General features: G+C 39.2%; 28 protein-coding genes and 2 pseudogenes. 25 read left to right on the top strand and 5 right to left on the bottom strand.

The annotated features are described in order from the left end of the window. The first annotated feature begins 103 nt into the window (after nt 1–103). The 13 genes and pseudogenes from B5Y67_RS02950 (at nt 104) to B5Y67_RS02895 (ending at nt 9053) form a co-directional block, all read left to right on the top strand. Complete coding sequence (locus B5Y67_RS02950) at nt 104–1129, top strand: aldehyde reductase (RefSeq protein ID WP_088225070.1); 1026 nt, start codon at nt 104–106, stop codon at nt 1127–1129. Between the two features lie 241 nt (nt 1130–1370). Beyond that, nucleotides 1371–1922: a glycopeptide resistance protein VanZ-A gene (gene vanZ-A / locus B5Y67_RS02945; RefSeq protein WP_088225069.1), complete on the top strand. Its 552-nt coding sequence runs from the start codon at nt 1371–1373 to the stop codon at nt 1920–1922. A 104-nt stretch (nt 1923–2026) separates the two neighbouring features. Then, nucleotides 2027–2725, top strand: a complete 699-nt coding sequence (vanR, locus tag B5Y67_RS02940; RefSeq protein WP_088225068.1) for a VanR-ABDEGLN family response regulator transcription factor — start codon at nt 2027–2029, stop codon at nt 2723–2725. A gap of 246 nt (nt 2726–2971) precedes the next feature. Then, nucleotides 2972–3270: pseudogene (locus B5Y67_RS02935) on the top strand (M15 family metallopeptidase); the annotation flags it as partial. Nucleotides 3271–3551: 281 nt separating this feature from the next. Further along, entirely contained in the window at nt 3552–4679 is a 1128-nt protein-coding gene (locus B5Y67_RS02930; RefSeq protein WP_088225067.1) for a peptidoglycan bridge formation glycyltransferase FemA/FemB family protein, read from the top strand. A 127-nt stretch (nt 4680–4806) separates the two neighbouring features. Further along, nucleotides 4807–4968 (top strand): hypothetical protein, encoded by a 162-nt coding sequence (locus B5Y67_RS25145; protein ID WP_170932562.1) that lies wholly within the window; start codon nt 4807–4809, stop codon nt 4966–4968. A gap of 94 nt (nt 4969–5062) precedes the next feature. Then, nucleotides 5063–5290: a hypothetical protein gene (locus B5Y67_RS02925; protein WP_242975807.1), complete on the top strand. Its 228-nt coding sequence runs from the start codon at nt 5063–5065 to the stop codon at nt 5288–5290. A gap of 242 nt (nt 5291–5532) precedes the next feature. Then, nucleotides 5533–6354, top strand: a complete 822-nt coding sequence (locus B5Y67_RS02920; RefSeq protein ID WP_088225066.1) for a MerR family transcriptional regulator — start codon at nt 5533–5535, stop codon at nt 6352–6354. After that, the gene (locus tag B5Y67_RS02915; RefSeq protein WP_088225065.1) at nt 6344–7018 is read left to right on the top strand and encodes an isoprenylcysteine carboxylmethyltransferase family protein; all 675 of its coding nucleotides are present in this window, start codon (nt 6344–6346) and stop codon (nt 7016–7018) included. The genes B5Y67_RS02920 and B5Y67_RS02915 overlap by 11 nt, the downstream gene beginning before the upstream one ends. 13 nt (nt 7019–7031) lie before the next feature. Continuing rightward, the gene (locus B5Y67_RS26325; protein ID WP_348982280.1) at nt 7032–7529 is read left to right on the top strand and encodes a DUF1992 domain-containing protein; all 498 of its coding nucleotides are present in this window, start codon (nt 7032–7034) and stop codon (nt 7527–7529) included. Next, a complete protein-coding gene (locus tag B5Y67_RS25750) occupies nt 7520–7690 on the top strand; it encodes a hypothetical protein (protein WP_242975806.1) in 171 nt (56 codons plus the stop codon). Before B5Y67_RS26325 ends, B5Y67_RS25750 begins: the two co-directional genes overlap by 10 nt. 109 nt (nt 7691–7799) lie before the next feature. Next, nucleotides 7800–8246 carry a GNAT family N-acetyltransferase gene (locus B5Y67_RS02900; protein ID WP_170932561.1) on the top strand — a complete coding sequence of 149 codons (447 nt, stop codon included), beginning with the start codon at nt 7800–7802 and terminating at the stop codon, nt 8244–8246. A 339-nt stretch (nt 8247–8585) separates the two neighbouring features. Further along, complete coding sequence (locus tag B5Y67_RS02895) at nt 8586–9053, top strand: GNAT family N-acetyltransferase (protein WP_242975805.1); 468 nt, start codon at nt 8586–8588, stop codon at nt 9051–9053. A gap of 105 nt (nt 9054–9158) precedes the next feature. Here B5Y67_RS02895 and B5Y67_RS02890 read toward each other — a convergent pair whose 3' ends face one another. Then, nucleotides 9159–10349 carry a cell wall-binding repeat-containing protein gene (locus B5Y67_RS02890; protein ID WP_242975804.1) on the bottom strand — a complete coding sequence of 397 codons (1191 nt, stop codon included), beginning with the start codon at nt 10347–10349 and terminating at the stop codon, nt 9159–9161. A gap of 59 nt (nt 10350–10408) precedes the next feature. On the opposite strand from B5Y67_RS02890, the gene B5Y67_RS25745 reads away from it, so the two are divergent. The 8 genes and pseudogenes from B5Y67_RS25745 to B5Y67_RS02845 all read left to right on the top strand — a co-directional run bounded on the left by B5Y67_RS25745 (nt 10409) and on the right by B5Y67_RS02845 (nt 16661). Continuing rightward, entirely contained in the window at nt 10409–10672 is a 264-nt protein-coding gene (locus B5Y67_RS25745) for a hypothetical protein (RefSeq protein WP_242975803.1), read from the top strand. Continuing rightward, a complete protein-coding gene (locus B5Y67_RS25740; protein WP_242975802.1) occupies nt 10657–10821 on the top strand; it encodes a DUF3658 domain-containing protein in 165 nt (54 codons plus the stop codon). Before B5Y67_RS25745 ends, B5Y67_RS25740 begins: the two co-directional genes overlap by 16 nt. 153 nt (nt 10822–10974) lie before the next feature. Beyond that, nucleotides 10975–11757, top strand: a pseudogene (locus B5Y67_RS02880) (DUF3102 domain-containing protein). 335 nt (nt 11758–12092) lie between these two features. After that, the gene (locus B5Y67_RS02875) at nt 12093–12884 is read left to right on the top strand and encodes a lipid II flippase Amj family protein (RefSeq protein ID WP_088225062.1); all 792 of its coding nucleotides are present in this window, start codon (nt 12093–12095) and stop codon (nt 12882–12884) included. 404 nt (nt 12885–13288) lie between these two features. Then, nucleotides 13289–13660 carry a DUF3796 domain-containing protein gene (locus B5Y67_RS02865; RefSeq protein ID WP_088225060.1) on the top strand — a complete coding sequence of 124 codons (372 nt, stop codon included), beginning with the start codon at nt 13289–13291 and terminating at the stop codon, nt 13658–13660. 15 nt (nt 13661–13675) lie between these two features. Then, complete coding sequence (locus B5Y67_RS02860; RefSeq protein ID WP_088225130.1) at nt 13676–13876, top strand: helix-turn-helix transcriptional regulator; 201 nt, start codon at nt 13676–13678, stop codon at nt 13874–13876. A gap of 583 nt (nt 13877–14459) precedes the next feature. Further along, nucleotides 14460–15590: a HAMP domain-containing sensor histidine kinase gene (locus B5Y67_RS02850; protein ID WP_088225058.1), complete on the top strand. Its 1131-nt coding sequence runs from the start codon at nt 14460–14462 to the stop codon at nt 15588–15590. A 93-nt stretch (nt 15591–15683) separates the two neighbouring features. Beyond that, complete coding sequence (locus tag B5Y67_RS02845; protein WP_088225057.1) at nt 15684–16661, top strand: D-alanyl-D-alanine carboxypeptidase; 978 nt, start codon at nt 15684–15686, stop codon at nt 16659–16661. A 199-nt stretch (nt 16662–16860) separates the two neighbouring features. Here the strand turns inward: B5Y67_RS02845 and B5Y67_RS02840 are convergent, their stop codons facing one another. Next, nucleotides 16861–18051 carry an MFS transporter gene (locus tag B5Y67_RS02840; protein ID WP_088225056.1) on the bottom strand — a complete coding sequence of 397 codons (1191 nt, stop codon included), beginning with the start codon at nt 18049–18051 and terminating at the stop codon, nt 16861–16863. 448 nt (nt 18052–18499) lie between these two features. Between B5Y67_RS02840 and B5Y67_RS02835 the strand changes: the two genes are divergently transcribed. Continuing rightward, the gene (locus B5Y67_RS02835; RefSeq protein WP_170932560.1) at nt 18500–18928 is read left to right on the top strand and encodes a transposase; all 429 of its coding nucleotides are present in this window, start codon (nt 18500–18502) and stop codon (nt 18926–18928) included. A 277-nt stretch (nt 18929–19205) separates the two neighbouring features. On the opposite strand, the gene B5Y67_RS02830 is transcribed toward B5Y67_RS02835, so the two are convergent. Beyond that, nucleotides 19206–20069, bottom strand: coding sequence for a methyl-accepting chemotaxis protein (locus B5Y67_RS02830; RefSeq protein ID WP_088225054.1), 864 nt, complete (start codon nt 20067–20069; stop codon nt 19206–19208). A gap of 439 nt (nt 20070–20508) precedes the next feature. Between B5Y67_RS02830 and B5Y67_RS25735 the strand changes: the two genes are divergently transcribed. Both B5Y67_RS25735 and B5Y67_RS25730 read left to right on the top strand, forming a co-directional pair. Then, the gene (locus B5Y67_RS25735; protein WP_242975801.1) at nt 20509–20934 is read left to right on the top strand and encodes a hypothetical protein; all 426 of its coding nucleotides are present in this window, start codon (nt 20509–20511) and stop codon (nt 20932–20934) included. Nucleotides 20935–20981: 47 nt separating this feature from the next. Further along, the gene (locus tag B5Y67_RS25730) at nt 20982–21245 is read left to right on the top strand and encodes a hypothetical protein (protein ID WP_242975800.1); all 264 of its coding nucleotides are present in this window, start codon (nt 20982–20984) and stop codon (nt 21243–21245) included. 417 nt (nt 21246–21662) lie between these two features. On the opposite strand, the gene B5Y67_RS02815 is transcribed toward B5Y67_RS25730, so the two are convergent. Both B5Y67_RS02815 and B5Y67_RS02810 read right to left on the bottom strand, forming a co-directional pair. After that, nucleotides 21663–22481, bottom strand: coding sequence for an amidohydrolase family protein (locus B5Y67_RS02815; protein WP_348982279.1), 819 nt, complete (start codon nt 22479–22481; stop codon nt 21663–21665). Continuing rightward, complete coding sequence (locus tag B5Y67_RS02810; RefSeq protein ID WP_088225052.1) at nt 22438–22821, bottom strand: MerR family transcriptional regulator; 384 nt, start codon at nt 22819–22821, stop codon at nt 22438–22440. The genes B5Y67_RS02815 and B5Y67_RS02810 overlap by 44 nt, the downstream gene beginning before the upstream one ends. Before the next feature lie 554 nt (nt 22822–23375). On the opposite strand from B5Y67_RS02810, the gene B5Y67_RS02805 reads away from it, so the two are divergent. After that, entirely contained in the window at nt 23376–24851 is a 1476-nt protein-coding gene (locus tag B5Y67_RS02805; RefSeq protein WP_088225051.1) for a long-chain fatty acid--CoA ligase, read from the top strand. The last annotated feature ends 167 nt before the right edge of the window (nt 24852–25018 follow it).

Genomic DNA, 25018 nt, shown 5'->3' with positions numbered 1-25018 from the left:
TTTAAAACACTTGACCTAGATATAACTCTAGGTAATAACATGAGCATAAAACATGAGAGATTAATTTACAAGTGGTTATGAATATGTATTGGAGGTATACGATATGTCGGAAAATGTTTTGGTAACAGGTGGTACAGGCTTTGTAGGCGCACAAATAATTCTTCAATTATTACAAAAAGGTTACAATGTGAAAACCACGCTTCGCTCAATAAGTAGTAAAAACAAAGTAATTGATACTCTAAAATCTAACGGTATCTCGACCTTTGACAACCTTGCATTTGTTGAAGCAGATTTATCAAAAGATGATAATTGGGACGAAGCTATGAAAGGTTGTGACTACGTATTAAGTGTGGCTTCACCTGTCTTTATGACGATACCAAAAGATGAAAATGAAGCGATACGGCCTGCAGTGGAAGGCATCGTTCGCATACTAAAAGCAGCTCGAAATGCAAGTGTTAAACGTGTGGTCATGACTTCTAATTTTGGTGCTGTTGGATTCAGCAATAAAAATCCGGATACCCCTACCACGGAGGCAGATTGGACAGACCCAAAAGAAAAAGGTTTATCGGTTTACGAAAAGTCAAAACTCTTGGCGGAACATGCCGCTTGGGATTTCATTAAGAAAGAAGGAGGCAATTTAGAATTTGCTACCATTAATCCTGTTGCTATTTGGGGACCTGCTTTAAGCGCACACATCTCAGGTAGTTTTGGACTTTTTAAACTTTTATTAAGCGGCGATCCAATTCCCAATCTCCCTTTAAATATTGTTGATGTTCGAGACGTGGCTGATTTACACATTCGTGCAATGACAAATCCTGACGCAAATGGACAACGTTTTATAGCCTCGGCAGATGGTCAAATATCTATGCTCGAAATTGCAGCACTGTTAAAAAATAAAAAACCCAACGTTGCGAAAAAAATTTCTTCAATAAAAATACCCAATTGGGTTATTTATATAGCAGCTTTATTTAATAAGCAAGCGAATGAGGCAGCCCTATTTTTAAGGATGAGCCGCAATGTAAGTAATGAAAAGGCCAAAAGAATTTTGGGTTGGAAGCCGATTGCAAATAATGAAGAAACTATTCTTGCTTCGATCAATAGTATGATTAAATTCGGAATTATAAAATGAAAGCAAAGAAGAGAATAACTTCAAAGTGTTGCCGACACCGGCTTTAAAGAGATATCAAATATGTTTTCTCAGAAAAGAAAAGGTGTATACCTTCACTGAGAAAACATATTTGATATCATAAGGAAAACTTAAGGAATTTATAAGTACTTATTTAAAAAAAGCCTATGCCATTTTGGTAGAATGAAGTTATCGAAATGGATAGGCTTTCGTAATTTACAAAAACTAAAGGAGTTTAGATAAAATGACAGCATGCAATCAATCAACTGGAGAAAATACACAAAAAAAAATTAGAGGAAAAATGTTATCTAGAGGGTTGCTAGTTTTATATTTAGTGATACTAATTTGGTTAGTGTTATTCAAATTACAATACAATATTTTGTCAGTATTTAATTATCATCATAGAAGCCTTAACTTGAATCCATTTGCTGCTCCTTTAAATGTAAATGGAAGAATTAATTTTGGAGAGATGAAAGATAATGTTATAATCTTTATTCCTTTTGGCTTGCTTTTGGATGTCAATTTTAAAAAAGTTGGATTTTTACCTAAGTTTGCTTTAATACTGGTTTTTAGCCTTACATGTGAATTGATTCAATTTATCTTCGCTATTGGAGCGACAGACATAATAGATGTAATTACAAATACTGTTGGGGGCCTTCTTGGACTGAAATTATATGGTTTAAGCAATAAGTATATTAATACTAAACTATTAGATAGAGTCATTATTTTTGTTGGTGCACTTTTGCTCGTATTACTGCTCTATATCCGTATTCATATACTGGTACTAAAATACTAATTAATTAAACCTTAAGGTTTTCATAAGGAATTTATCATGATACAAATTTTTGCTTTGTTGTACTATAATAATGAGTGTTTGTCCAGGAAGAAGGGATAGAACTTATGAGCATCAATATTTTAATTGTAGACGATGAACAGTCCATAGCGGATCTAATTGAAGTTTATTTAAGAAATGAAGGTTTTACAGTATACAAATTTTATAATGGTCAAGATGCGTTCCGGTGTGTTGAGTCGGAACAGTTAGAGCTTGCAATACTTGATGTCCTGCTGCCGGATATTGATGGCTTTACTCTCTGTCAAAAAATTAGAGAAAAACATAATTTTCCGGTTATCATGCTGACAGCTAAAGAAGAAGAAATCGATAAGATTACCGGGCTGACATTAGGTGCAGACGATTATATCACTAAACCGTTTCGCCCCTTGGAACTGGTTGCCCGTGTAAAGGCACAGCTCCGGAGATTTACCAAATATAATTCTGCGGTGCCTAACCAGGAAGAACACTTGATTGCCTTTTCGGGCTTGGTATTAGACATGAAGACCCATGAATGTACGCTGAATGAAAAAAGGCTATCTCTCACTCCTACAGAATTTTCTATTCTTTGGGTCCTTAGTACCAATCTCGGACGTGTGGTCAGTTCGGAAGAATTGTTCCATGAGGTATGGGGAGACAAGTATTTCACCAATAGCAATAATACGGTAATGGTTCATATCAGGCATTTAAGGGAAAAAATGCGTGACAGCGCGGAACATCCTAAATATATCAAAACGGTATGGGGAGTTGGTTATAAAATTGAAGAGTAAGAGAGGTAAAAGGGTTATCCTCCTGCGTTTTTTAATCAGCAAGCGTGAGCAATGCGGTAGACAACAGTATAGAAAAATAATAAGGCCTTCGTAAGAATTTATTAAGATCTTGATAAGCAAAAATTCCAATTTAGCCTGTCTTAATTCGATAAGATAAAATTGTCGAATCGGACAGGCTTTTATAGTTTTGAAAGGGGGTCTCAGACATGAGATGCTTTATGAATGGTGTACGGGTCGTAGCTTCCGATGGTTGAAAAAGGATATGTGGCTGCTAAGTCGGCCACGGTCGGGGCAGCGCCATTGACTTAACGCTTTATCATTTAGCTACAGGTACACTTGTTCCAATGGGCGGCGACTTTGATTTGATGGATTCAGTCTCACATCATGGAGCAAAAGGAATTATGCAAGTCGAAGCGAGAAACCGTCGATACCTTCGTTCTATCATGGAGCCCTGCGGTTTCGTTTTATACGATTGCGAGTGGTGGCATTACACACTAAAACACGAACCTTATCCAAATACTTATTTTGATTTTCTCATCGCCTAGTTGAGCCGGACACATCTGGGGAAGCGAGAGTTTTTGCCTTTTTGTATGAAATAAGTCGAAGCTTCTAAATGAAAATACAGGCTTTAGGAGCCTAAACATCAAAATTGTGGTAAAATGATTAATGCGGTTATTTTTGACCTTTTATATAGCCAAATTTACTAAAAAATATAAAGCCTTTTTACGACGGGTAAATCGCATAATACTGTATCTGTTGGTACAGGCATAGATAAAGATATGTAACCCTTGGCTTTGTGTTTTTATAATGGAGTGTAATTTTCTTGATGTTGAAAGTAGACAAAATAAGTGAAGAAACCTATTATTCGTTTATTTCTCAAGCAGATTTAGGCAATTTTATGCAGTATCCTTCCTGGGCCAAGGTCAAAACTGAGTGGACCAGCGATTTATTAGGATGGTTCACCTCAGATAACAAATTGGCGGGGTGTGGTTTAGTTTTATACCGGAAAATGCCGTACCTTAACCGGTACCTGGCTTATTGTCCCCGCGGCCCGATTATTGACTGGCAGAGCCCTAAGCTCAAGGAATGGTTTGAACCTTTTTTTGCTTATTTGAAAAGCAAGCACGTTTTCAGTGTCAAAATCGACCCGCCTGTGGTACAGGCAAAGTGGTATACTCCAACAATTAAAAAGTTTTTAGAGCAAGCTCGCGAACAGGGCAGCTCTGGTAAAGTTTTGCGTGATTTGCCGCCTGATGAGAATTACGCAACTGCCAAACAGGTGCAGCCGCAATTACGGCAAATCGGTTGGCAGAAGCAGCAAGGTGATACGGGTTTCGCCGCGTCCCAACCCGAATATGTTTACCGTTTGCCTTTAAAGGGGCGCAGCTTGGATGAGGTCTTCGCCTGTTTTCATACCAACTGGAGGCGCAACGTTAAAAAGGCTGATCGTTTAGGTGTCAAGGTCCGAGTCGGGACAGAACAGGATTTACCGGCTTTTTATGAGTTGCTGAAGGTAACTTCAGAACGGGATCAATTTAAGGTGCGCAGTTTCTCTTACTTTTCTAATATGTACCAGTCATTAAAGGCCGAAGCAGCAGACCGTATTGCTCTTTATCTGGCGGAAGACGAAGAGGAATTATTGTCTGCTACCTTAGCCGTCCATTCCAACTTCCACTCATGGTATCTTTACGGGGCCAGCAGCAATGTAAAACGGGAGAAGGCCCCTAATCACGCTATCCAGTGGCGTATGATTCAAGATGCTTATCAGCTTAATGCCTACACTTATGATTTTAGAGGCATCAGCCCTACCCTGGATGAATCTGACCACCTGTTTGGGTTGCTGCGATTTAAATTGGGCTTTGGAGGCGAGGCCTGTGAAATGATTGGTGCTTGGGACTATCCCCTGCAGCCTTTATTACACCGGGCTTTCCAGCTGTATTTAAAACGGCGGTAGGGTGGTGAACATGAAACGGTATACGCCAGCAGATGGCCGATGAATTCTAACATAAGATGGAATTCCAACATTGCTCCTTGTTCTGTGGCTGAATAAATATCAGCACAGAATAAGGAGCTGTTTTCTTATGGTACGAAAAGTAAGAAAAGAAAAAGTCGGGAATACATTTTGGTTACAGTCGACGGCAAAAGAAATCAAATCCGAGCAATACAATATTACCGGCGCGTTGACAGTGTACAAGAGCTTAAAAAAAGAAGAAGTGCTTCGTAAGCACTTCTTAAGATTTTGATAAGCAGAAATTCTGACATCGCCTGCCTGATTTCGGTAAGATGAACTTGTCGAATCGGACAGGCTTTTATATTCCTGAAAAGGGGTTTCAGATATTGAAAAGAAAAAGAATTACTCAGTTGTTTCCATTCTTATTGCCGTTCCGCAGGACACAAAGAAAATTATTCTTCTATATCAAAAAAGAAGGGAAAACCTATGAGCAAGTTTCTGTTTGTCAGCAGAAGATAGACATCAAATCCAAACAAGTTATTTCTGAAAACCTGCTTTATACGGACGTATGTGAAGTCGGGTATCCGCTCCAGGAAGAAACTGTCATGAATTGATATTAATTTCAAGAATCCTTGGCGGCCAAATCGACTATATTAGGTGAATTAAAAATATGGTTATGCAAGGAAAAATTAAGAAATTAACTAAAGTGCCATATGCAGATTTTAAGAAGCCACGGTTTGAATTTGATATCAAACCGTGGCTATTTTCAGATCAATTTATTCTTTACCAAATATTTAGGTTTAAGTTGACTCGACCCTTAGGGCGGGGTTTATACTAAATACAAGGAGGGATAGCGTTGGAGAATCGTATAAAGATCAGCGATTTCGCTAAATTAACCGGTAGTACATTAAAAACCATCATCTACTACCAAAATATCGGTTTACTGCAAGAACCAGCGCGTTCTCGGGGAGGGTACCGTTTATACGGGCCAGCGGAGCTGACGCGTATGCAGTTAATTAAACGTTTAAAATCCCTGGGTCTGGATTTAAAACGTATTAAGGAAATATTAGGAGATATACACGATTCGAGAACCCTGAGCGAAGTGCTTCAGTCATTGAAAACTGAACTTATGAACGAGAAAAAAACGATTGAAGAAAGAGTTGCGAAGATTGAGTTGTTATTGAGCCAAGACACAGTTCATCTCGATGAAAATACCTTCGAGTCGCCTTCTTTTCAAATGGTCAAGGATATACTGGGACAGGAGCAAATCGACAATTATATCCAGACCAGCCCTGAAGTATATGAACAGCAGCGTAAATTGTTTGGTATCCTGGATGATTTTCAGTGGGGTCAGGACTATCGGGAAACGTTTCTGTCATTTGCCGAGTACTTTAAATCCCATCCAGATAAGTTCCAAATGGCTTTGGATAGCGCAAAGCGTTTAGCTAGGCTGGATCAAATGTCTGAAGATGATCCGGAGGTCGAAGCTTTGGCCAGGGATACTGTTAAAATTATGAAAAGTATGCCACTGTCGGAAGGGGTCAATCAGTCATTGAGTAAAGCTATGGAAAGCTTATTCAATAGTATTGTTTCTGGTGTTCTTTCACCGGCCCGAATGAAGCACAAGCAACTTGTTGAACAATATTTAAGAGAAGGAAGTGATCTCAATGGAAAGTAAAAGTAATCTGACTGCGTCAAAAGCTTATCGGGGACCAGTAATTATTATGGTTGTGATGGGACTTGTTTTATTTCTGCCCGCAGGTTCTTTAAGGTATTGGCAGGCATGGACTTATTTGTTCGAATTCTCTGCCCTGACGCTTTTTATTACTGTTTATTTTATGAAGAAAGATCCCGGCCTATTATTGAGACGAATGAAAACTAAAGATCAGGAAAATACGCCTCAGCCTCCCGCCTTCTTAAAATTGTTTTTACTCGGTTACTTCATTCCCGGCTTCGATTTTCGATTTCATTGGTCAGCTGTGCCTGTTTGGCTTGTAATTGCATCCAATGCTATTGTTATCTTAGGCTATATATTTATTATCATTGTATTTATGGAAAATAGTTATGCTTCAACTGTCATCCAGGTTGAGAAAGAACAGATGGTTATAACAACCGGCCCATACGCCGTAGTTCGCCATCCAATGTACTTGGGGATGTTAATCATGACATTATTTACTCCTCTGGCGCTTGGTTCATATTGGGCGATAATACCTTTTCTTCTCATAATACCTTGGACTGTATGGAGGATAAAAATTGAAGAAGAAACTCTTTTACGTGACCTTCCGGGGTACCAGGATTATTGTTTAAAGACAAATTATCGTCTAATTCCACTTATTTGGTAAGGATGGTGTTATTATGCAAGATATATTATCCTCTATTGCGTCTATTGCAGAGCAGAAAATAAGGGAAGCCATACGAAATGGTGAGCTTGACAATCTGCCCGGAAAAGGGAAGCCTTTGAGCTTAGAAGACCTTTCTCACATCCCGGAAGAACTACGGGCAGCTTATATTATTCTTAAAAACTCCGGTATCTTGCCAGAAGAGATGCAGCTTGAGAAGGAGATAATCTCCCTTGAGACTCGTATAAACTGTTGTTGCGATGAGGATGACAGGAAAGTGCATTATAGTGGAATCAACTTGGCCTGGACCTATAAAATTAAACATAAGATTGAATTTGGAACAAACCAAATAGAGATGGGCCGAATGGTCAACCTCCTGAAAAGGATGAGTGGCTTTAATTCCCCAGTTCGTAATGGTGAAGATTTCTTCAATAATTTATTGAGCATCCAAGCTATGTCACAGCAAAGGTTTAAGAACTTTGAGGACAGGTTGGATGCTTTTTTATGTGTTTAGAGCTCGCTAGTAATGACGGAAAGGTTTTTGGCGACGATAAGAATGGTTTCATTACTGTACCTGTACTGGATGAGAAGAGCGTACATGTCAGCAGATCACAGAATGTACAAGTCTACTATAAGCTTGTTCGCGATAATATTCCTCGGATCATTGAGGAATGAGGAAAGAAGGCCATTATAGAAAAGGTCTCCGGTAAAAAGTACCTTAGCTTATTGCACGTAAAATTTTTATGGATGGACAATGACAGAAATAACAAAATGGAGGCTGACTATGATAATTCGTGACATGGAAGAAAAAGATTTAAATGACATAGCTATATTGTATGAAGAGTTATTAGGACAAAAAAGTAATATCGAAAATTTACTAAGAACCTTTCCTTTAATGAATGATAGCGATAACTATATATTATTAGTGGCAGAAGACAACGGAAAGGTTATTGGAACTGTCATGGGTATAATTTGCCTTACTATGGTGGCCGATTTGAAAAAGTTTTTGGTGATGGAAGCCGTAATTGTAGATGAGAACTATAGAGGAAATGGTGTAGGCAAAAAAATGCTACTAGAATTAGAAACTAGGGCTAAAAGACGAGGATGTAGTTATATTATCTTGGTTTCAGGAAACCAAAGGAAAGAAGCACATAAATTCTATGAAGCGTTTGGATATGGAGAAGACGAAGCTAAAGGATTTAGAAAATTTATAGATCCCGAAATCATATAAATTTCAGGAATGTTTATTGTCATGAAGTCATTTAGCGTTCCGCAAGGACCTTGAAGGATATTAATTCTAATAGGACGAAGACATATATAGTAAAAATAGACGAACATGTTCAGTGATACTCCGGATTTCAAGGGTTATACGAAACTGGTTCATTGATCAAACATTCTACGACATATCGTGCAAGGCCGCGCCGTCCATGGCGCGGGTGAAAATTTTGGGGTATTGCTTCGCAGTTGTAGTATACTTGGATGGATTTAAACTTCAGATATGGCTAAAAATGCGAAGTTACCCAGAATTTATTCAAGTGGTGGGCTATTTATATAATAAGGACTGATAATTGTGGATTTAAAAGACGTTATCATATCGGCAGAAAGTCCATTTTCCTCCGACGCCATTTCTTTAATGGATGATCTTTCGGAATGCCTTCAAGACATTACAGGTGATAGCGGAAAGAACTCATTTGACGCTAAAGATGTATGCAACGATAGAGCTATATTTGTAATTGCTAGGAACCAAAGCGGCAAGGCAATTGGATGTGGCGCTTTCCGACCTATGGATGAAACAACAGCAGAAGTTAAAAGAATGTATGCAAAGGATAAAGGTATGGGAATTGGCAACAAGATTCTTTCATATCTTGAGCATCGGGCGCATGATATTGGGTATGAAACCCTCCGCCTTGAAACACGTATTATTAATGCTAAAGCGGTATCATTTTATGAACGAAATGGATACAGGAAAATACCAAACTACGGGAAATACGCAGAGAGAGTAAATTCCATTTGCTTTGAGAAGAATTTGTCAATTTGATTTAACGGTATATTATGAGAAAGAATCATTGTTGAATCTGTGTGACATCTACTGATCTTTAATTATGTTAAATGAATCTTAACGGATATAAAAATTAAATATTCTCTATAGAGCTAACGTTTCAATTGTTGTAACGCCACTATTTAAGTCAACACCGGTTATTGTAACTTTTGCAAGTGATTCAGGATTAATATTCGGGTAAAATCTCAATTTGAGTATACCTTGCTCTGTTGTAATTGTACCTACATTTGATTCGAATTGAATATTATTTGCAAGAGATGACTTTATAATATCAGCGCCGTATTGATCATTCACAATATATGTTGTATAACCTATCCTGTCAGTTCCATTAGATGGGACTACCACCAATTTAGTTGAGTTTATCGTAATTTTACTGACCTTTTGATCTGAATTTTGACTAGGACTTGGGCTTTCAAGTGTCGGATTAGTAATGGGGGCGGTATAACTGGAAGACTCTGACCCGGAAGAAGAATCAAGGCTTACAACTATGCCGGTGGTTAAGTTAACAAGCGTAATAATAATCGGTTTATCAATATCTGAAGAAGAATTATAAGTTATCGTACCTATGCCTTTGCTCGGATCTAAGGTAATTGATGACCTTACTGAAGCAACGGCCGATAACTGGGTAGCCGGGACGTTTGACGTAATGTCTTTTCCCGTTCCATCAAGTACCTGGTACTTAAAGGTTGCAATAGTTGTCTCAACTTTTGCGAGATTGCTTAACCTAAGAGTCTCATATTTTTTAATTAGGGTATCCACATTTGTTGCGTTAGGCGAATTTAGATCAGTTATTACGGAGTCAGGAATAATTCCCGTTCCGCCAAATACATAGACATGACTTGCATCGGCAAATCTTTGCTGATAGTAACTCCTCGTATTTGCTGGAGAATTATTATTAACAAAGGTTATAGGTTCTGATATCTTAGCGCTATAGGCGGTGCCTGCTAAGGCATCGGCAAAACCTTCGCCTGTAGCTAAACAGATACTGTCTGAATTAAAATCAGTGATAAATGTTTGATTTATGAGGATATTTCTGGCATATTTATCGGCCCCTAAGATCCGTACGATATTGGGGAACTGTTGAGCCACTTGATCGCTAATAATATTCGAATCCCCAACAACATAGGTTTTACCGACATTGAGAGTTGAAATGTAATTTTTAACATTATCAGGCATAGAATCATGTGGTACAAGAATAATTGGAATTTGCTTCATAGAAGCAATGGATGCAACCGATAAAGCATCAGGATAGTCTTCGCCAGTGACCACAAACAACGTTGATGGCTTTGAATTGACTTGTTGGGCAACTTGAATCGCGGTGGCATACCGATCATATGATTGAAATAGTGTTTAGCGATAGTGCTTGTGGAAGTCTCAAAGTGGCACAGCACTATGGCGAGGGGAAATATCAAAGTGTGGGTATTGGCGTTATCGTTAGTCACGAGGATGGAAGTAAGCCAACCAAAGAGGAAGTTGAAGCTGCCCGACGAAAAGCGAAGGAAAAGGCACGCTTAGCGTGGGAGAGTGTTACCCCCAAAGCTGTGCATCTCATTGGAAAGATCTTCAAAGGGAGAACACACCTTTGCGGGCCACGCTAAATGGACAGTTGATCAGTGTACCGGAAACCCTCTATAATGACTTTATCTTTCGTGAAATCGAAGCAGAAGGTGAGGAATTTCAGGAGGCTCACATCCTTTCCGACCTATTGACTGGCCCCTTAAAATCAGCCTGTCCATTTATTTTATGACCTTACTTGTCTGGAGGTTACAGTTTGTAGCCGACTTAAAAAAGTAAGGTTTCCGATTCCGATTCTTTGACAGCTATTTATGAGAGGTTTGTCACACGCATAAGCCTGGCCCCATATTCTGTGAATAAAGTAATAGGATGGGCAGGTAATCTCATGAATGATTTGATCACAGAACGTACGCCGCTGGTGATTGCGGCGGAAATAAACACAATCAGACATTATGCCGGGAAAATCCTCCTTACCAGCGCCATAGTGATCGGCCGGCGCCTGAAGGAGGCTAAGGACCTGCTTCCCTATGGAGAATGGGGCAAGTGGTTGAAGGAATCAGTCTGTTACTCTCAGCGAACGGCCGATAGGTTAATACAGCTCTGTGAAACGTACGGGACGAAACTGCTTGTCTCCTCTGACAGTGACAGCCATCCAGATTCGTCACTGGTGACGAATCTGACCTAAACCCAGGCGCTTATTCTCCTCGGGATTCCGGAAGAGGAGCGGGAGGAGTTTATCGCGGAGCATGATGTTGAGAGCATGACCAACTCGGAATTGCGGCAGGCTGTCAAGGACAGAGACCAGGCCATTGAAGAAAAAAAAGGTTTTCAAAAAGACTAGGATTTAAAAAGCAGTGAACTCGCCCAATTAACCACTCAGGCCCAAAGTCTGCAGTAACAGGTGAACGACTACAAGTTGAAGTACTCCACTGAGCAGGAAAAAGTCACGTTAAAGCAAAAGGAGCTGGAGGCTGTCAAAGAAGAGGTTCCATCCGCCAAGAAAATTGCCGAATTAGAAAAAAAGCTCAAAGACGCGGAAACCAAATCCTCTGTCATGACGGCCGAAGTACAATTCACCATTAACCGCGATAACATGATCAAAGCTTTCGATGAGCTGCTGAAAATGCTCACCGCATTAGACAGAACGGATTCGGAGATGAAGGAATAATACAAAGTCATTGGGGTCAAGGGGTAAAGTCAGGAACGGGCAGAAAAACTAAACAGGCGGGGTCAGGCAGAGTTGGATTAAAAATGGCTAGTGATTTCCATTTTAGTGTAATTTGAGGTATAATTAGCAAAAGTGCCGGAGAGGAGACCCCGGTCAGTGAATCGAGTTATGTTACATAGAACTATACAAAGCTAATTTTTGATCAACATGAGACTGACAAGAATGTTGGTCTTTTATTTTTAGAGGGTCTGGGAGAAGTGCTTCTACTTGACTTCAAGGAGAGGGAATTACCAGCATTTTTTGCTTAATAAAGAATTATACGTGAAGGAGACGTTATGAGTATTCAAATCATCCTGGTCTTTGTGCTTAATTTTCTAATATCCATTATTGGAACCCTGGCATACTCCGTCCGCTTAGTGGGGATTCGGACGGGTAAGATCGCCGTATCGTTTGCTCTTTTCAATATCCTGATGCTGGTCTCAAGGATTGCGGTTACTTTTCAGGTTCCCATTCTCACTAAATATGTGGAAAGAACTTCGGGAAGCGGCGATTTATTAGCCCTTTTTAATGCCATCATTCTAATTTCTGGTGTGGCGACGGTTTTTGGAGCCCTGTTGATTCCCACCTTTCAAAGAATTCTCTGTAAGGGAGTAGAGGCTTTCTCTGCAGACAGGTCATTGTCGAAATTGATTTTACACAGCTTTTCCAAGGCGGGGATTCGCTACATGAAAGAATGTGTTTCCGTGCCGGGGAAAGAACATGTTAAACAGCTAAGTTATGGAAGATTGCCCAAGAGAATCATTGTCGCCAATGTGGCGGCGGTTGCGCTGATTACGATAGGGTCCCTGGCTCCCATTTACGCGGGAGCTATCGAACCGGATTTGAGAGCGACCTGCATTACCTTATCCTCGATTGTGAATGGGATTGCCACCATCTTAATGACAATTTTGATTGATCCCAAATTATCCATCATGACGGACGATGTCATTGACGGGAAATGTACGGAGGAAGACTTCAGGTTATGTGTCATTGGCTTAGTGGGGAGCAAAACCCTGGGAACTTTTGCGGCAGTCTTTTTACTGATTCCCTTCTCTTATCTGATTGTGATCGCAGCCAATATTATCTAGACAACTTTTGGGGGACTTCTGCCAATGAGTGACTGTATGTAAAACAGAAATATGCCCGGGGGTATGGGAAGTTATTATGAGAGCATTTGCTTGATTTTACCTGCCAACCGTCAGGGATTAAGAAGCTTGAGATCGTTACAAGTCTCCAGGTCAAAGAGTTTTATACCAAGTTGGGGGCTGGGGAAGATGGAATCTTTGCTAAAAAAAGGACGTATGATTCCGCGCTTGGTGTATTTGATGTATTCCGCGAAGGTAGAAAAATGCGAAAGAAAGATTAATTCAATAACTTTTAGCTAGGCTATAAACATAATCTGATGTTTATTTACTATACGTATTGACGACCTGCTCCCATAGTGATATATTTGTCACAAAGTTACAAATATATCACTATGGGAGGCTTTATTATGAAAATTAAGAGTGCATCTCCAAAATCTATTAAATATGCGTGGCTTTTTGGCTTTTTTGGATTTCAAGGTTTCACATATTTTAAAACGGGTAACCCGTTATCGCTATTTTGGTTTAGTTTTTTTGGTTTTTTTGCCTATTACTTTATAGCAAAAATGGCTGACGAAATGCAGGATGAGCGTTATTTTGAAAACAGCAAAAACGCAAAACTGAAAACTGCTGCCATTCCTTTAGTCACTTTGTTTATTATTGGTTTTTGTTCGGGATTTCCTTTTGTTACAAAAGAACTAATTATTTTAACTTGTGCTTTTGGATGGGCGGTTACGCTTATATCTTATGCTTTTCTTTTTTGGTATTATGATAAACATTAAAAGGGGGTGAGTTTCATCGAAAAGTTTACTTGTAATTTAAAGAAATATCGTCAACTTATTGAGTTGACTCAAGATGAACTTGCCCAATTAGTTGGAGTACGGAGAGAAACTATCATTAGACTGGAAGCAGGCAAGTACAATCCATCACTTAAATTAGCTATTGATATTTCACGAGTTGTAAAAACACCAATTGAGGAGATTTTTATTTTTGAGTAGTGTTACTATTATGAACATTATCCAAGGTGGTTCATAGGTCACATCATTCTTATATAGCGTCACAAATTAGGTTCCCATAATTCTTAAACACTTCTTGTCCGTCGTCTCAAGAGCCGACTGGAGAATGACACAGCTTCTTCTTGCTTGGTTGAGGCGTTATGCGGAATGGGTTCGTTTTCCACGGTTACACCGAGTGATCAGTTTATGTAACTTGGTGAAATTAAATATGGCATTCATAAGGAAAACTTAAGAAATTAATAAGAAATTATTTAAAGAAAGCCTATTCCTCTTCGGTAGAATGAAGTTATCGAATCGGATAGGCTTTTATAATTTCAGAAAGGGGGCCCCGGAGATTAAAGACATTTTAAAGAAGAATAAAGTCTTGTTTGGAATTATTGTGGCTGCCGGGATTGCAGGGATACTTTACTTTGTTTTAGGCAGACCCCAAAAATCATCGAGACTGGATCCTATTGATGCCTTAAGATTTGAAAAATAATGAGTGTTTAATCAGAAAGAAGTGATAAACTAATGAGTATCATATTTAGGTTGTCTACCAAAACGGTGTGGGGAGTTGGCTATAAAATTGAAAAGTAAGATAGATAAAAGAAGGAATGATTATTCAATATTAAAAAGGAAAGTATTTCTTCAAATGCTTCTGATTACAGTTGCCGCCGCTGTGACTGTTTATCTATTGCGCTCTATCCTGCGTGGACATGTCGGAGATCGTATCGTTCGATTATTAGTCAGCGCTTTTAGATTTAATAATTCGGACGCACAGCAAATCTATCAGTTGGTGATACGCAACAATATGGATACGATCCTTTTTGTTGTAATCCTAATAGTTTTAGTTATATTACTTTTTCTATTTTCTGTTTCTTGGTTCACAAATTATTTCGATGAAGTCAGTGCTGGAATGGATAAGCTTGTTGCGAAATTCGATGCTGAAATTACTTTATCACCGGAATTGGACTTTATGGAAAATAAGCTTAATCAGGTAAAAACCATCTTGGAAAAGCAAAAAAAAGCTGCTCTTGATGCCGAGCAGCGCAAAAATGATTTAGTCGTTTACTTGGCTCATGATATAAAGACACCTTTGACCTCCGTTATAGGTTACTTAAGTCTTCTGGATGAAGCTCCTGATATGCCTCCTGAACAGAAGACCAAATATGTCGGGATTACTTTGGAAAAAGCTTATCGCTTAGAGCAGCTTATCAATGAGTTTTTCGAGATTACAAGATTTAATCTACAAACAATTGTTTTGAATAAAGAAAAAATCAAATTACAGTTCATGCTCCAGCAGATGGCCGATGAATTCTATCCAATGCTGACTCCACAAGGAAAACGAGTGTCAGTCAATGTGCCTGACGAACTCACTCTGTTGGGAGATGCTGACAAACTGGCCCGTGTGTTCAATAACATTTTGAAAAATGCGATAGCCTATAGTTATGAGAACAACGTTATTGACATTTCTGTTAAACAACAGGACAAAACTATTGTTATAACGTTTACTAATCAGGGAAAGCCAATCCCGCAGGCAAAGCTTGAAACTATTTTCGAAAAATTTTACCGCTTAGATTCCGCTCGTTCCTCAAACACCGGTGGAGCAGGGTTAGGCTTGGCGATCGCCCAAGAAATTGTCACGGCTCACGATGGAACAATCTCTGTGGAAAGCAACACAGAAAATACGACATTTACAGTAACGCTTCCGTCATAAGAAAAACTTAAGAAGTTCATAAGATGGAATTCCAACATAGCCCCTTGTTCTGTGGTTGAATAATATCAGCATAGAATAAGGAGCTGTTTTATAATGGTACGAAAAGTAAAAAGGAAAAAGTCAGGAATGCGCATCATTGTATCATTTCTGTTGATGGTTGGAATTGCTGCTTTTGTTTATAAATCTATCATTATTCCTGGATACCCGCACATCTTTGAGAATGAATATGACAATATAACCTCGTCATATTCTTCTTTAAAGACAACACCTGATCCCTCTGCTTCTATATCCTTGGACAAGCTGAACAGTCCTAATGCGATTCTGATCCGGTTAAATGATTATACCATCCTGATGCAGAAAAATAGTGAAGAAAAAATCTATCCTGCTTCTTTGACTAAAATGATGACAGCCATTATTGCAATAGAAAATTTACCTAATCTGAAGAAAGAAATCAAACTGACCAATTCTACGTTTCAGGGGTTGTACGGAGCAGATGCATCGATGGCCGGCTTTCTACCGGGTGAGCAAGTCAGGGCAATCGATCTGTTATACGGGGTAATGCTGCCGAGCGGTGCGGAGTGCTGTATTGGACTCGCTGATCAGATTGCGGGATCAGAACAGAATTTTGTAAACTTAATGAATCAAAAGGCTGCAGAACTTGGTATGGAAAATACCCATTTTGAAAATTCTACCGGACTTCACAACGAAAATCACTACACAACAGTCAAAGACCTGGCTATTCTTCTCAGCTATGCTTTACAAAATGATACTTTCCGGGAAATTTTCACTTCATCCCGTCATTCAACACCACCCACGAATAAGCACCCTCGGGGGATAACCTTTTACAGTACCACGTTTGAAGAACTCAACGATCAAAATATTATTGGTGGGGAAATTTTAGGAGGAAAAACTGGATATACCGATGAAGCCGGTCTATGTCTTGCGAGTCTCGCCAAAGTAGGTAACCAGGAATATATTCTGATTTCAGCTGGCGCGAAAGGAGATCACCAAACGGAACAGTATAATATTACCGATGCCTTAGCCGTATACAACAGTATTGGAAAACGATAGGGTCTTTATAGGAGTTTGTTAAGATTTTGTATATGAAGAATTATATCAAGCGGTTAGTAAAAATTACGGTAGAAATGAATTAGTTGATACTATTGTCAAGAAATCGCTCAAAAATTAAGACCTTGAGATACGATAATCATACGTAATTCAAGGCATATTAATTATATATGTATGTACTTTCCGGCCGAATATGTTTTATTCACTTCGCTTTAATGGCGGGATCAACCTCAATCTTAATTCTGCGTGAAAGTATAAAGTTGAGTAAAGCGATAACGGCTGCACCCATAAATACAGCTTGATATCCAAAAGCCGACCACAAAAGCCCGCCAAAAACGGGAATCATCATTGAAGCGACGTGCTGCAGGCTCACACCTGTCGATAGTGTTGGGGTCACGTCAGCAAGATCGACGGCAATCTTCCGTAAATAAGTTGACCGTGCCATTTCGACTGCAGCCATGGAATTGTCGATGACATAGCAGCCGGCGATAATCACCGCAGCGATGCCAACGGGAAAAATAGCGGCAGAGAACGTATATCCAAGACAGATGGCGAACAATAAAGCGGCCTCCAAAGTCAGAACGAATCGCTCGCCCCGGACGTCTATCAGTCTGCCAATCATCTTACGTGTGCCGATACTCACCAAGGCGACAATCATTCCCAGGATGGCAAACATTTGGGGCTGCACACCGAACACTTTAATCAGCACCCATGGCGCAAACGTCAGAAAAATCTGTGCCCGTGCACCGCTAACGCCGGCCAGTACATAGTAGAGCGTATAGCGTTTGCGAAAAACAAATCTGACTTTCCTGGCTTTCGGTTCACCTTTCTTCATCAGCCCCACCGCTAAAGCTGCGAACACATAGAAAACAGCACCTACGATAAAGGCAATCTGATAGGTCATATGCAGGAAGTGAAAGCTCAGGAAGACAAAAACATAGGCAGCAATACTGCCGAACAGACCGAAAGCGCTAACCGTTCCAAGCCTGGCGCCGAAAGAATTCTGCTTGGACAGGGACATGCCGATGGATGGCGTGACGGGCATGACCATGTGTGTCCCGAGGCTGTACATCATCATCCAGATAATCATAACCGCGAAGGTCGGCGACAACAGGCCGAGGCCAAGCATCCCCAATCCTGCCGCTGCCATACCGAGCATAGCAATTCGTACATCACCGCAAAAACTTAAAACCGCCAAAATTAGCATGATAAAGAAACCCGGCGCTTCCCGCGGTACTTCAAGGAAACCTCTGAGATTCTCGGACAGCCGGAATATGTCGTTTAAATAGTTGTTGAATATCGATGTATTAATGCCTGCACCGATCCCAGCGAACAACCCTGCCAGTAAAAATAGGTTGAAGTCCCGATCACCGTCAATATGTTTACTTTCCATTAAGCCGAACCCTTTCAAAACCATATGATGTATTTTTTATCGCTTTTGACATAAACTGCAAGTGCATTATAGCACAAGAAAATGCCTCTTTCAATGAGCTGCCGAAAAGCTGTCCAGAATGCTTGAAAAACACTAAAGGCGATAAGACCCATTCCTTTCATAGTGGCGCTGTAATGTCAACAGTAGGGAATGGACCTAAACTAGTTATTGGCTTTGAGATGTACAATCCCGGACGGGATGCTGCTTCAAAGGATGAAGGAGAACTGAACGTAGGGAAGAGACTTATCTCAAACGTAATTAAGAGTCATAAAAACTTAATTGATGTTGTTGTTTATGATGCTCTGGCCTGTAATTCCGTTTGGATTAACCACTGTATAAATCTTGGTATTGATACAATTGTCAGAGCAAAAAACAATAATAAAAAAACAATAATAATAAGAGTTTGCGGTTGGCCAAAAAGAGAACAAATAAATCGAAGGCTGTTGATGTCTGGGAAGATGAAAAAGGGTTTGAGAAAGTTGAAGTTTATGACTCAACATTTACTATGGACAACATAAAGCAGGCATTGCGTTTTATTAAATTCGCAATGATACCTAAGGATAAGAAGCACTCACAAATTATGATTGTAACTACCTGTATGGATATGTCGCTTAAAACATTGTTTAGAATAATTAGAGCGCGATGGGATATTGAGAACTCAATCTTCAAGAACTTGAAAAGTGAGTGTGGCTTAGAGCATTGCTTTGTGCATGGCGGGAAGGCCGTAGAAGCAGTCCTATATTTGATATTTATCGCATCAAACATCATACAATTATTTTTATTAAGACGACTGAAAAAGCACGTTAAAACCCAGCGGGAATTAGTGAGGCTTTATTAAAAGGTCTATATCTGCTGAAGTATAAAGACGAATTAATTTTGAGCAGTGCATAGAGATTTGACATTCAAATAAAGAGGCTAATATCGGGGTAGGGGAAGGTGTCTCGTTTTATGACCATATTAAGTAACTGATGGAGAAAAAATACATTACAATTGAAATTAAATCAATAATGACCTGCGAGAATAATAACAAAAGCTAAATTGCTGCAGTGCCAGGGCATAATGCCCGGCCTATTTTATTTTATCCTGGCATACTGCTAGAAATGGGTTAATGGGCCTTATCCTTCTCCTAAAGCCTCTCCCATAGTGTCAATCCTTGCCATATCAGAAAGCTGTTTGGTAACGCCTAAAATGTCATCGATTGTTGCCGCAATTTGTTCTGTAGTAGCGGCTTGATTATCGGAAGCAAGGCTTGTTTTGACAATTTGTCGCGCAATCGTTTCAATAGCTTCTTTTACATTTAGGAGAGATTTCTCTACCTTATCCGAAGAATCTTTGCTCAGATTAGAAAGTTTACCCATTTCTTTAGCCACTACACTAAATCCTCTTCCAGCATCTCCGGCCCTCGCTGCCTCAATTGAGGCATTTAGTGTCAGAAGATTCGATTGAGAAGAAATGTTTTTAATACCCCTGACGATATTGCTGATTCCACCAATATTATTTTGAGTTTGGGAACTGAAATCAACGATTTCTTTGATAAAGGATGCAAGCTCCTGCGAATTGGATGCAATTTCCTCTATTCCGGCACTTAATTGTTCGATAGAAGTATGGAGTATAGAAGAAATGCCATTAATTTTTTCTTCCTTTTCTATACCTTTATAAATGGCAATCGCTGCAACAACTGCTCCCGTCTCATCCTCAACAGGGGTAAGTATCAGCTTGATGGGAACCCCAAAAAAATTATTTGGAACCATCGCCGCAATTTGTTTATTCTCTTTTTTAACTTTGCGGAATGCCGGACGATCCTCAAGTTTAAAAGAATCCCCAATCTTAAAGGCTGTTGATGGCAGAGTTTTCGCCGTTTCACAGGCAAGAATTGTTTCTTTAACGAGATCATGTACAACGATAGTCATATTCTCTCGAGTTATTTCCGCAAGTATAGGCATAATCTCTATGAACTTCGGAAGATATTTCGTTTTCATTTGGAATCACTCCTACGGTCTGTGGTTTACTTCAGTATAAACGCTGTCCAAGAAATAATCATAACACCTTGTAAATCCTTCCGCATACTCTTCACTTTGCTTAAACATTGATACTATCGACTCACTCGGATAGATGAATGTTATTTCTTATGACAAGACTATGTTATTCCCACCACTTTTTCAAACAATGATTCGTTGTTTTATACTACAACAAACCGTTGTGCTATTAAAATCAGAACACCGTAAAGGCTTTAAGAAAATAATAGGTGGATAGTGATCTGTCCACCTAACTCATTTAGTTCAGCACTTTAGCCTCAACTATGTCTATCCATTGATATTACGCATCATGACCTTTTTCAAAAGTGTATCAAATTCCGAGTTTTTTTACCTTCTGTCAGACTTCTCTATCTGATAAAATCAGTGGAGAAAAGAGGTTGTAATGAGAAAGAACTACTTTGTAAAATTGGTAAACTACATGAAGAATGTTTATCAAATTGATCACGGCATGAATAAGCTGACTGACGGGAGAGTTAACCCCACTTATAGCACAGGCCAAGTAATTCTGCCTGTGCTATTTGGTTTTTTGCTTAGGATAAAAAGCTTTAATGAGCTTAATTTCATGATAAAGAACAACGAGTTTAGTAAACTGTTTCACCGAGGAACAAAGTTGCCGCAGATTGATGCGATCAGGGACACACTCAAGGTAATTGATATAAACAGATTAAACCAAATTAATTATCACATTGTAAAAAAGTCAGTTGAGAATAAGGTTTTAATGATGGAACAATCGACGGATATACTGTGGCTGCAATTGATGGAACAAAGTTTTTCGGGAGCAATAAGAAAAGTTGTCCGAAATGCTTGAAAAACACCAAGGGGAAAAAGATTCATTCCTTTCACAGTGGCGCTGTAATGTCAACAGTAGGGAATGGACCAAAACTTGTTATTGGCTTTGAGATGCACAAGCCCGGACAAGATGCTGCTACAAAGGATAAAGGAGAACTAAACGAAGGGAAGAGACTTATCTCAAACGTAGTTAAGAGTCATAAGAACTTAATTGATGTTGTAGTTTATGATGCTCTTGCCTGTAATTCAATTTGGTTAACCACTGTAGAAATCTCGGTATTGATACAATTGTCAGAGCAAAAAACAATAATAATAAGAGTTTACGGTTAGCCAAGACAAATAAGTCAGTAGCAGTTGATGTTTGGGAAGATGAAAGAGGATTCGAGAAAGTTGAAGTCTACGAATCAACATTTACTATGGACAATGAAGGTGGAGGATGGGGGATGGGTTGGATGGAGAGTTGCGTCTAAATATCCATATGAATCAGATTATTTGGCTTGACATGATCTTCGGTTGCACAGTTAATACCAACTCCTCTAACTCCACAAAACCCAGTTATCCCTAACTGCCATTGCTGCGGGATGCCATTACCTATCCCAAAGACGCTCACCAAACTGAAGGGATGAGTGATGCGTCACATCGTGATGGGGTGAATGAGCTAGGTGCTGGGAATTCGCCTCAACAGGTTCCGCACAAGGTGAAATTCCTTCGGCGACTCGGTAGGTATAAAGGTTGACCTAGAAATACTTATAGATTGAGTAACTCTGATATATTTTCACCCAATACTCGATCACGAATGTAATTATCGGCGGCAACCCTTTCGATAGTATTTCTAGCTAATACTGGATCGCCATAAGGTGCATCCGAACTGAAAAGTGTACGATCAGGTAATTCCTTAATCGCAAATGAAACGGCAATTGTTGCAAATGTTGCTGATAAGTCTAGATAAAGGCTTGGATTTTCTTTAGCTAGTTTTATGGTGTCTAGCCAGTTTGTGCCACCAAGATGACCCAAAATAACAGGAATGCGTGGGTACTTTTTTGATAGCTTATTAATATCTTTAATATCGTCTAAAGTTAAAGGCGCAAATGTGTGAATCCATAATGGCAGGTTATTAAATGCTGTTGCTGCTGAAAAAATCGGGTCTAACTGGCGCATTTGTCCAGGGGCTAGAGTGAATTCACCAAGACCACGAAAATCATTTTTAATTACATTTTCCTTGATCATTTCGGCAGTTGACTCTTCAGATAAACCCAACGGAACCATTCCAAAACCAATAAATTTATTGGGGTATTCTTTAATGACACTTAATTGTTCTTTAAGTGATTGGATTCTAGCCTCTTGGGCATTGCGATTACCATTAAGAATTTCAGAAAGAGTATATATTTCTCTTGTGAATGATTCCATGTCAATAGCGGTTTCAGGGTGAATTGTTGTACAAAATAGTATTACTAGATCAAGTCCAGCCTCGGTCATTATTTCCAGTTGTTTTTCATTGGGTAGTAAAACGTGTTGGTGACTATCAATTATCATTATTACTGTCCTTTCTTGCAATTGTATTTTCAAAGATTGATATTCCTTGTTGCAGGCGTGATTTCAACATTTCTAATAACTCTATTTGCTTATTTACTTCCGTCAGTTTAGCATGATAAAGCTTGTACGCTTTCTCACAGAGTGGTTGTTCATTAGGCCAATTGATTGGGCATTCAATAACACGTTCAATTTCGTCTGTATTTAACCCAAGCCCCAAATAAAGTTGGATAATTTTAACTCGTTGCACAGCTATTTCATCGTAATCCCGATAACCGTTCTCTAATCGTCGTGACTGGAGAAGATTTTTGCTTTCATAGTAACGTAGGGAACGAACACTTACACCGGTCTTCTTTGATAAAGTGCTTATATTCAAAGTAATCCTCCTACTTTTTTGTATACCTAATTATAAAGTATGACATCAGTGTTAGGGTCAAGGAGTTTCTTTCTAAAGTATATTTTTTGATCTATAACTGACGGTATTCTCTCCCGCGCCCCAGCTAACCTCAAGAAGAAATAGCCACCTCGTATAAAACCTAGCCACCCGTCAAACCACCGAACTCCTTCAATCCCGCAGGATGGGATGTGCTTAGCTAGTGGATACGGGAAGGTGATGGGGATGGATTGGATGGGAAGTCGATTTGTGGATAAGCAAATGTAAAGAGGGTGTATGATGGCAAAGGAGATGATTATTTGTTATCAGTTCCAATCTCGATATTGATTTATATTTTTGTTTGTACATATATTTTTGCGAAAAGCCCTACTCAAAGAAGAGGGCATTATTTTGTATGGGGGGGCGCAGAATTTTGATTTAACAAAGAAATTACAATTTCGTATTAATACGAAGCGATGTATAGTATAATACGATTGCTATATTTGTGTTGTTTTTTTATTAAATCTATCAAGTTCTAGTATTTTATGGGGGTCATTATGGTAGGAAAAATTTATAAGAAAGAATATAATCCCAATTCTATCGCGATAAAATTTAAGGGAAATAGTATCACCTATGAACAGCTTGATAAAACAGTTAGTCAGTATTCAAGTCTACTATTGAAACTGGGAGTTAAGGCAGAAGAAAGAGTACTACTGAGTTGCCCGAACTCACCTGAATATATCTATTCCTATTTAAGTGTGGTAAAAAATGGAGCAATTATTGTTCCAATGAATATGCAGCTTACCCTGGATGAAATTACATATTTGGTTAACGATTCCGGAGCTAGTTTTATGATTATGCACCCTGCAATTCTTCAAACAATAAAGCGAAGCAAAGAATCGCTCCAAGAGCTTTTGGACATTAAGATTATTGTTCTGAATGAGGAGTTTCAGAGAACTATTTCTGAAATCTCGGTTGAAGTAGTTGAGGATTTTACAGATGAGAATGCCGTATCCACGTTTTTATATACCTCCGGTACTACAGGAAACCCAAAGGCCGCAATGCTTACCCATAAAAATCTAGTTACAAATGCTGAACAGTCACGGATTGCGTTTGGTGGGACTGTAAATGATAACTATTTGTGCGTGCTTCCGATGTTCCATGTTTTTGGATTTACAGTCTGTGTTCTTAACCCTTTATGGAGCGGTGCAACAGTTACGATATTAGAAAAGTTTCATCCAAAAGAAGTTATAGAATCTTTATTAAATGATGAAGTTACTGTTTTTGCGGGAGTTCCAACTATGTATGTATTATTGTTAGAGGCCTGCAAGAATACCGTTACTTTCCCTAAACTTCGCTTAGCAATTTCCGGGGGAGCAGCACTGCCTGTAGAAGTACTAAGACAGGCCAAAGATATCCTGAAGCTCCCAGTTGTTGAGGGATACGGTTTGACAGAAGCGTCTCCTGTAGTATGCTTCAATCCTTTGGATGGAATACAGAAGGCAGGCTCTATAGGTCTGCCTCTTAGTGGTGTTGAATGCAAGATTGTTGATGATAGCGATATGGAACTACCGGCTGGTGATGTCGGTGAACTGATAACCATCGGTGACAATGTAATGTTAGGATACTTCAATAAGGAGAAAGAAACAGAAGAGGCAATGAAGAATGGTTGGCTGCATACCGGGGACCTTGCGAAGAAAGATGAAGAAGGATATATTTATATCGTAGACAGGAAAAAAGACTTGATCATTGCTGGTGGCTTGAATGTATATCCTAGGGACGTTGAGGAAGTTATATATCACTATTCGAAGGTGAAAGAGGCAGCGGTTGTCGGAATTACGGACAAATTGCGAGGCGAGTCTGTGAAAGCTTTTATTGTTCTTAAAGATAATGAAGAATGCACTTCTAAGGAAGTATTTGGATATTTGAAAGAACATCTTGCCGGTTATAAAATACCTCGAAAAATCGAATTTGTATCTGAGCTTCCTAAAAACAGCTCAGGTAAAATATTGAAAAGAATGCTTAAAATGTAGTGATTAGTAAGGATAAAATATGTTCCCTCAAACTGATAGTTTGGGGGAAATTTTTCTTATAGGGCCGTACTTATACTCAGGACTAAACGAATACAAAAAAAGTTAGAGGATTTGCATCCGGCTATCAAAAATGTTCTTGAATCTAATGATCTCTTGTAAGATAACGC

Source organism: Desulfosporosinus sp. FKB, assembly GCF_002196705.1.
Classification (GTDB): domain Bacteria; phylum Bacillota; class Desulfitobacteriia; order Desulfitobacteriales; family Desulfitobacteriaceae; genus Desulfosporosinus.
Note: the sequence above shows the minus strand (reverse complement) of the source record. Positions and strands in the feature narration are given on the sequence as shown.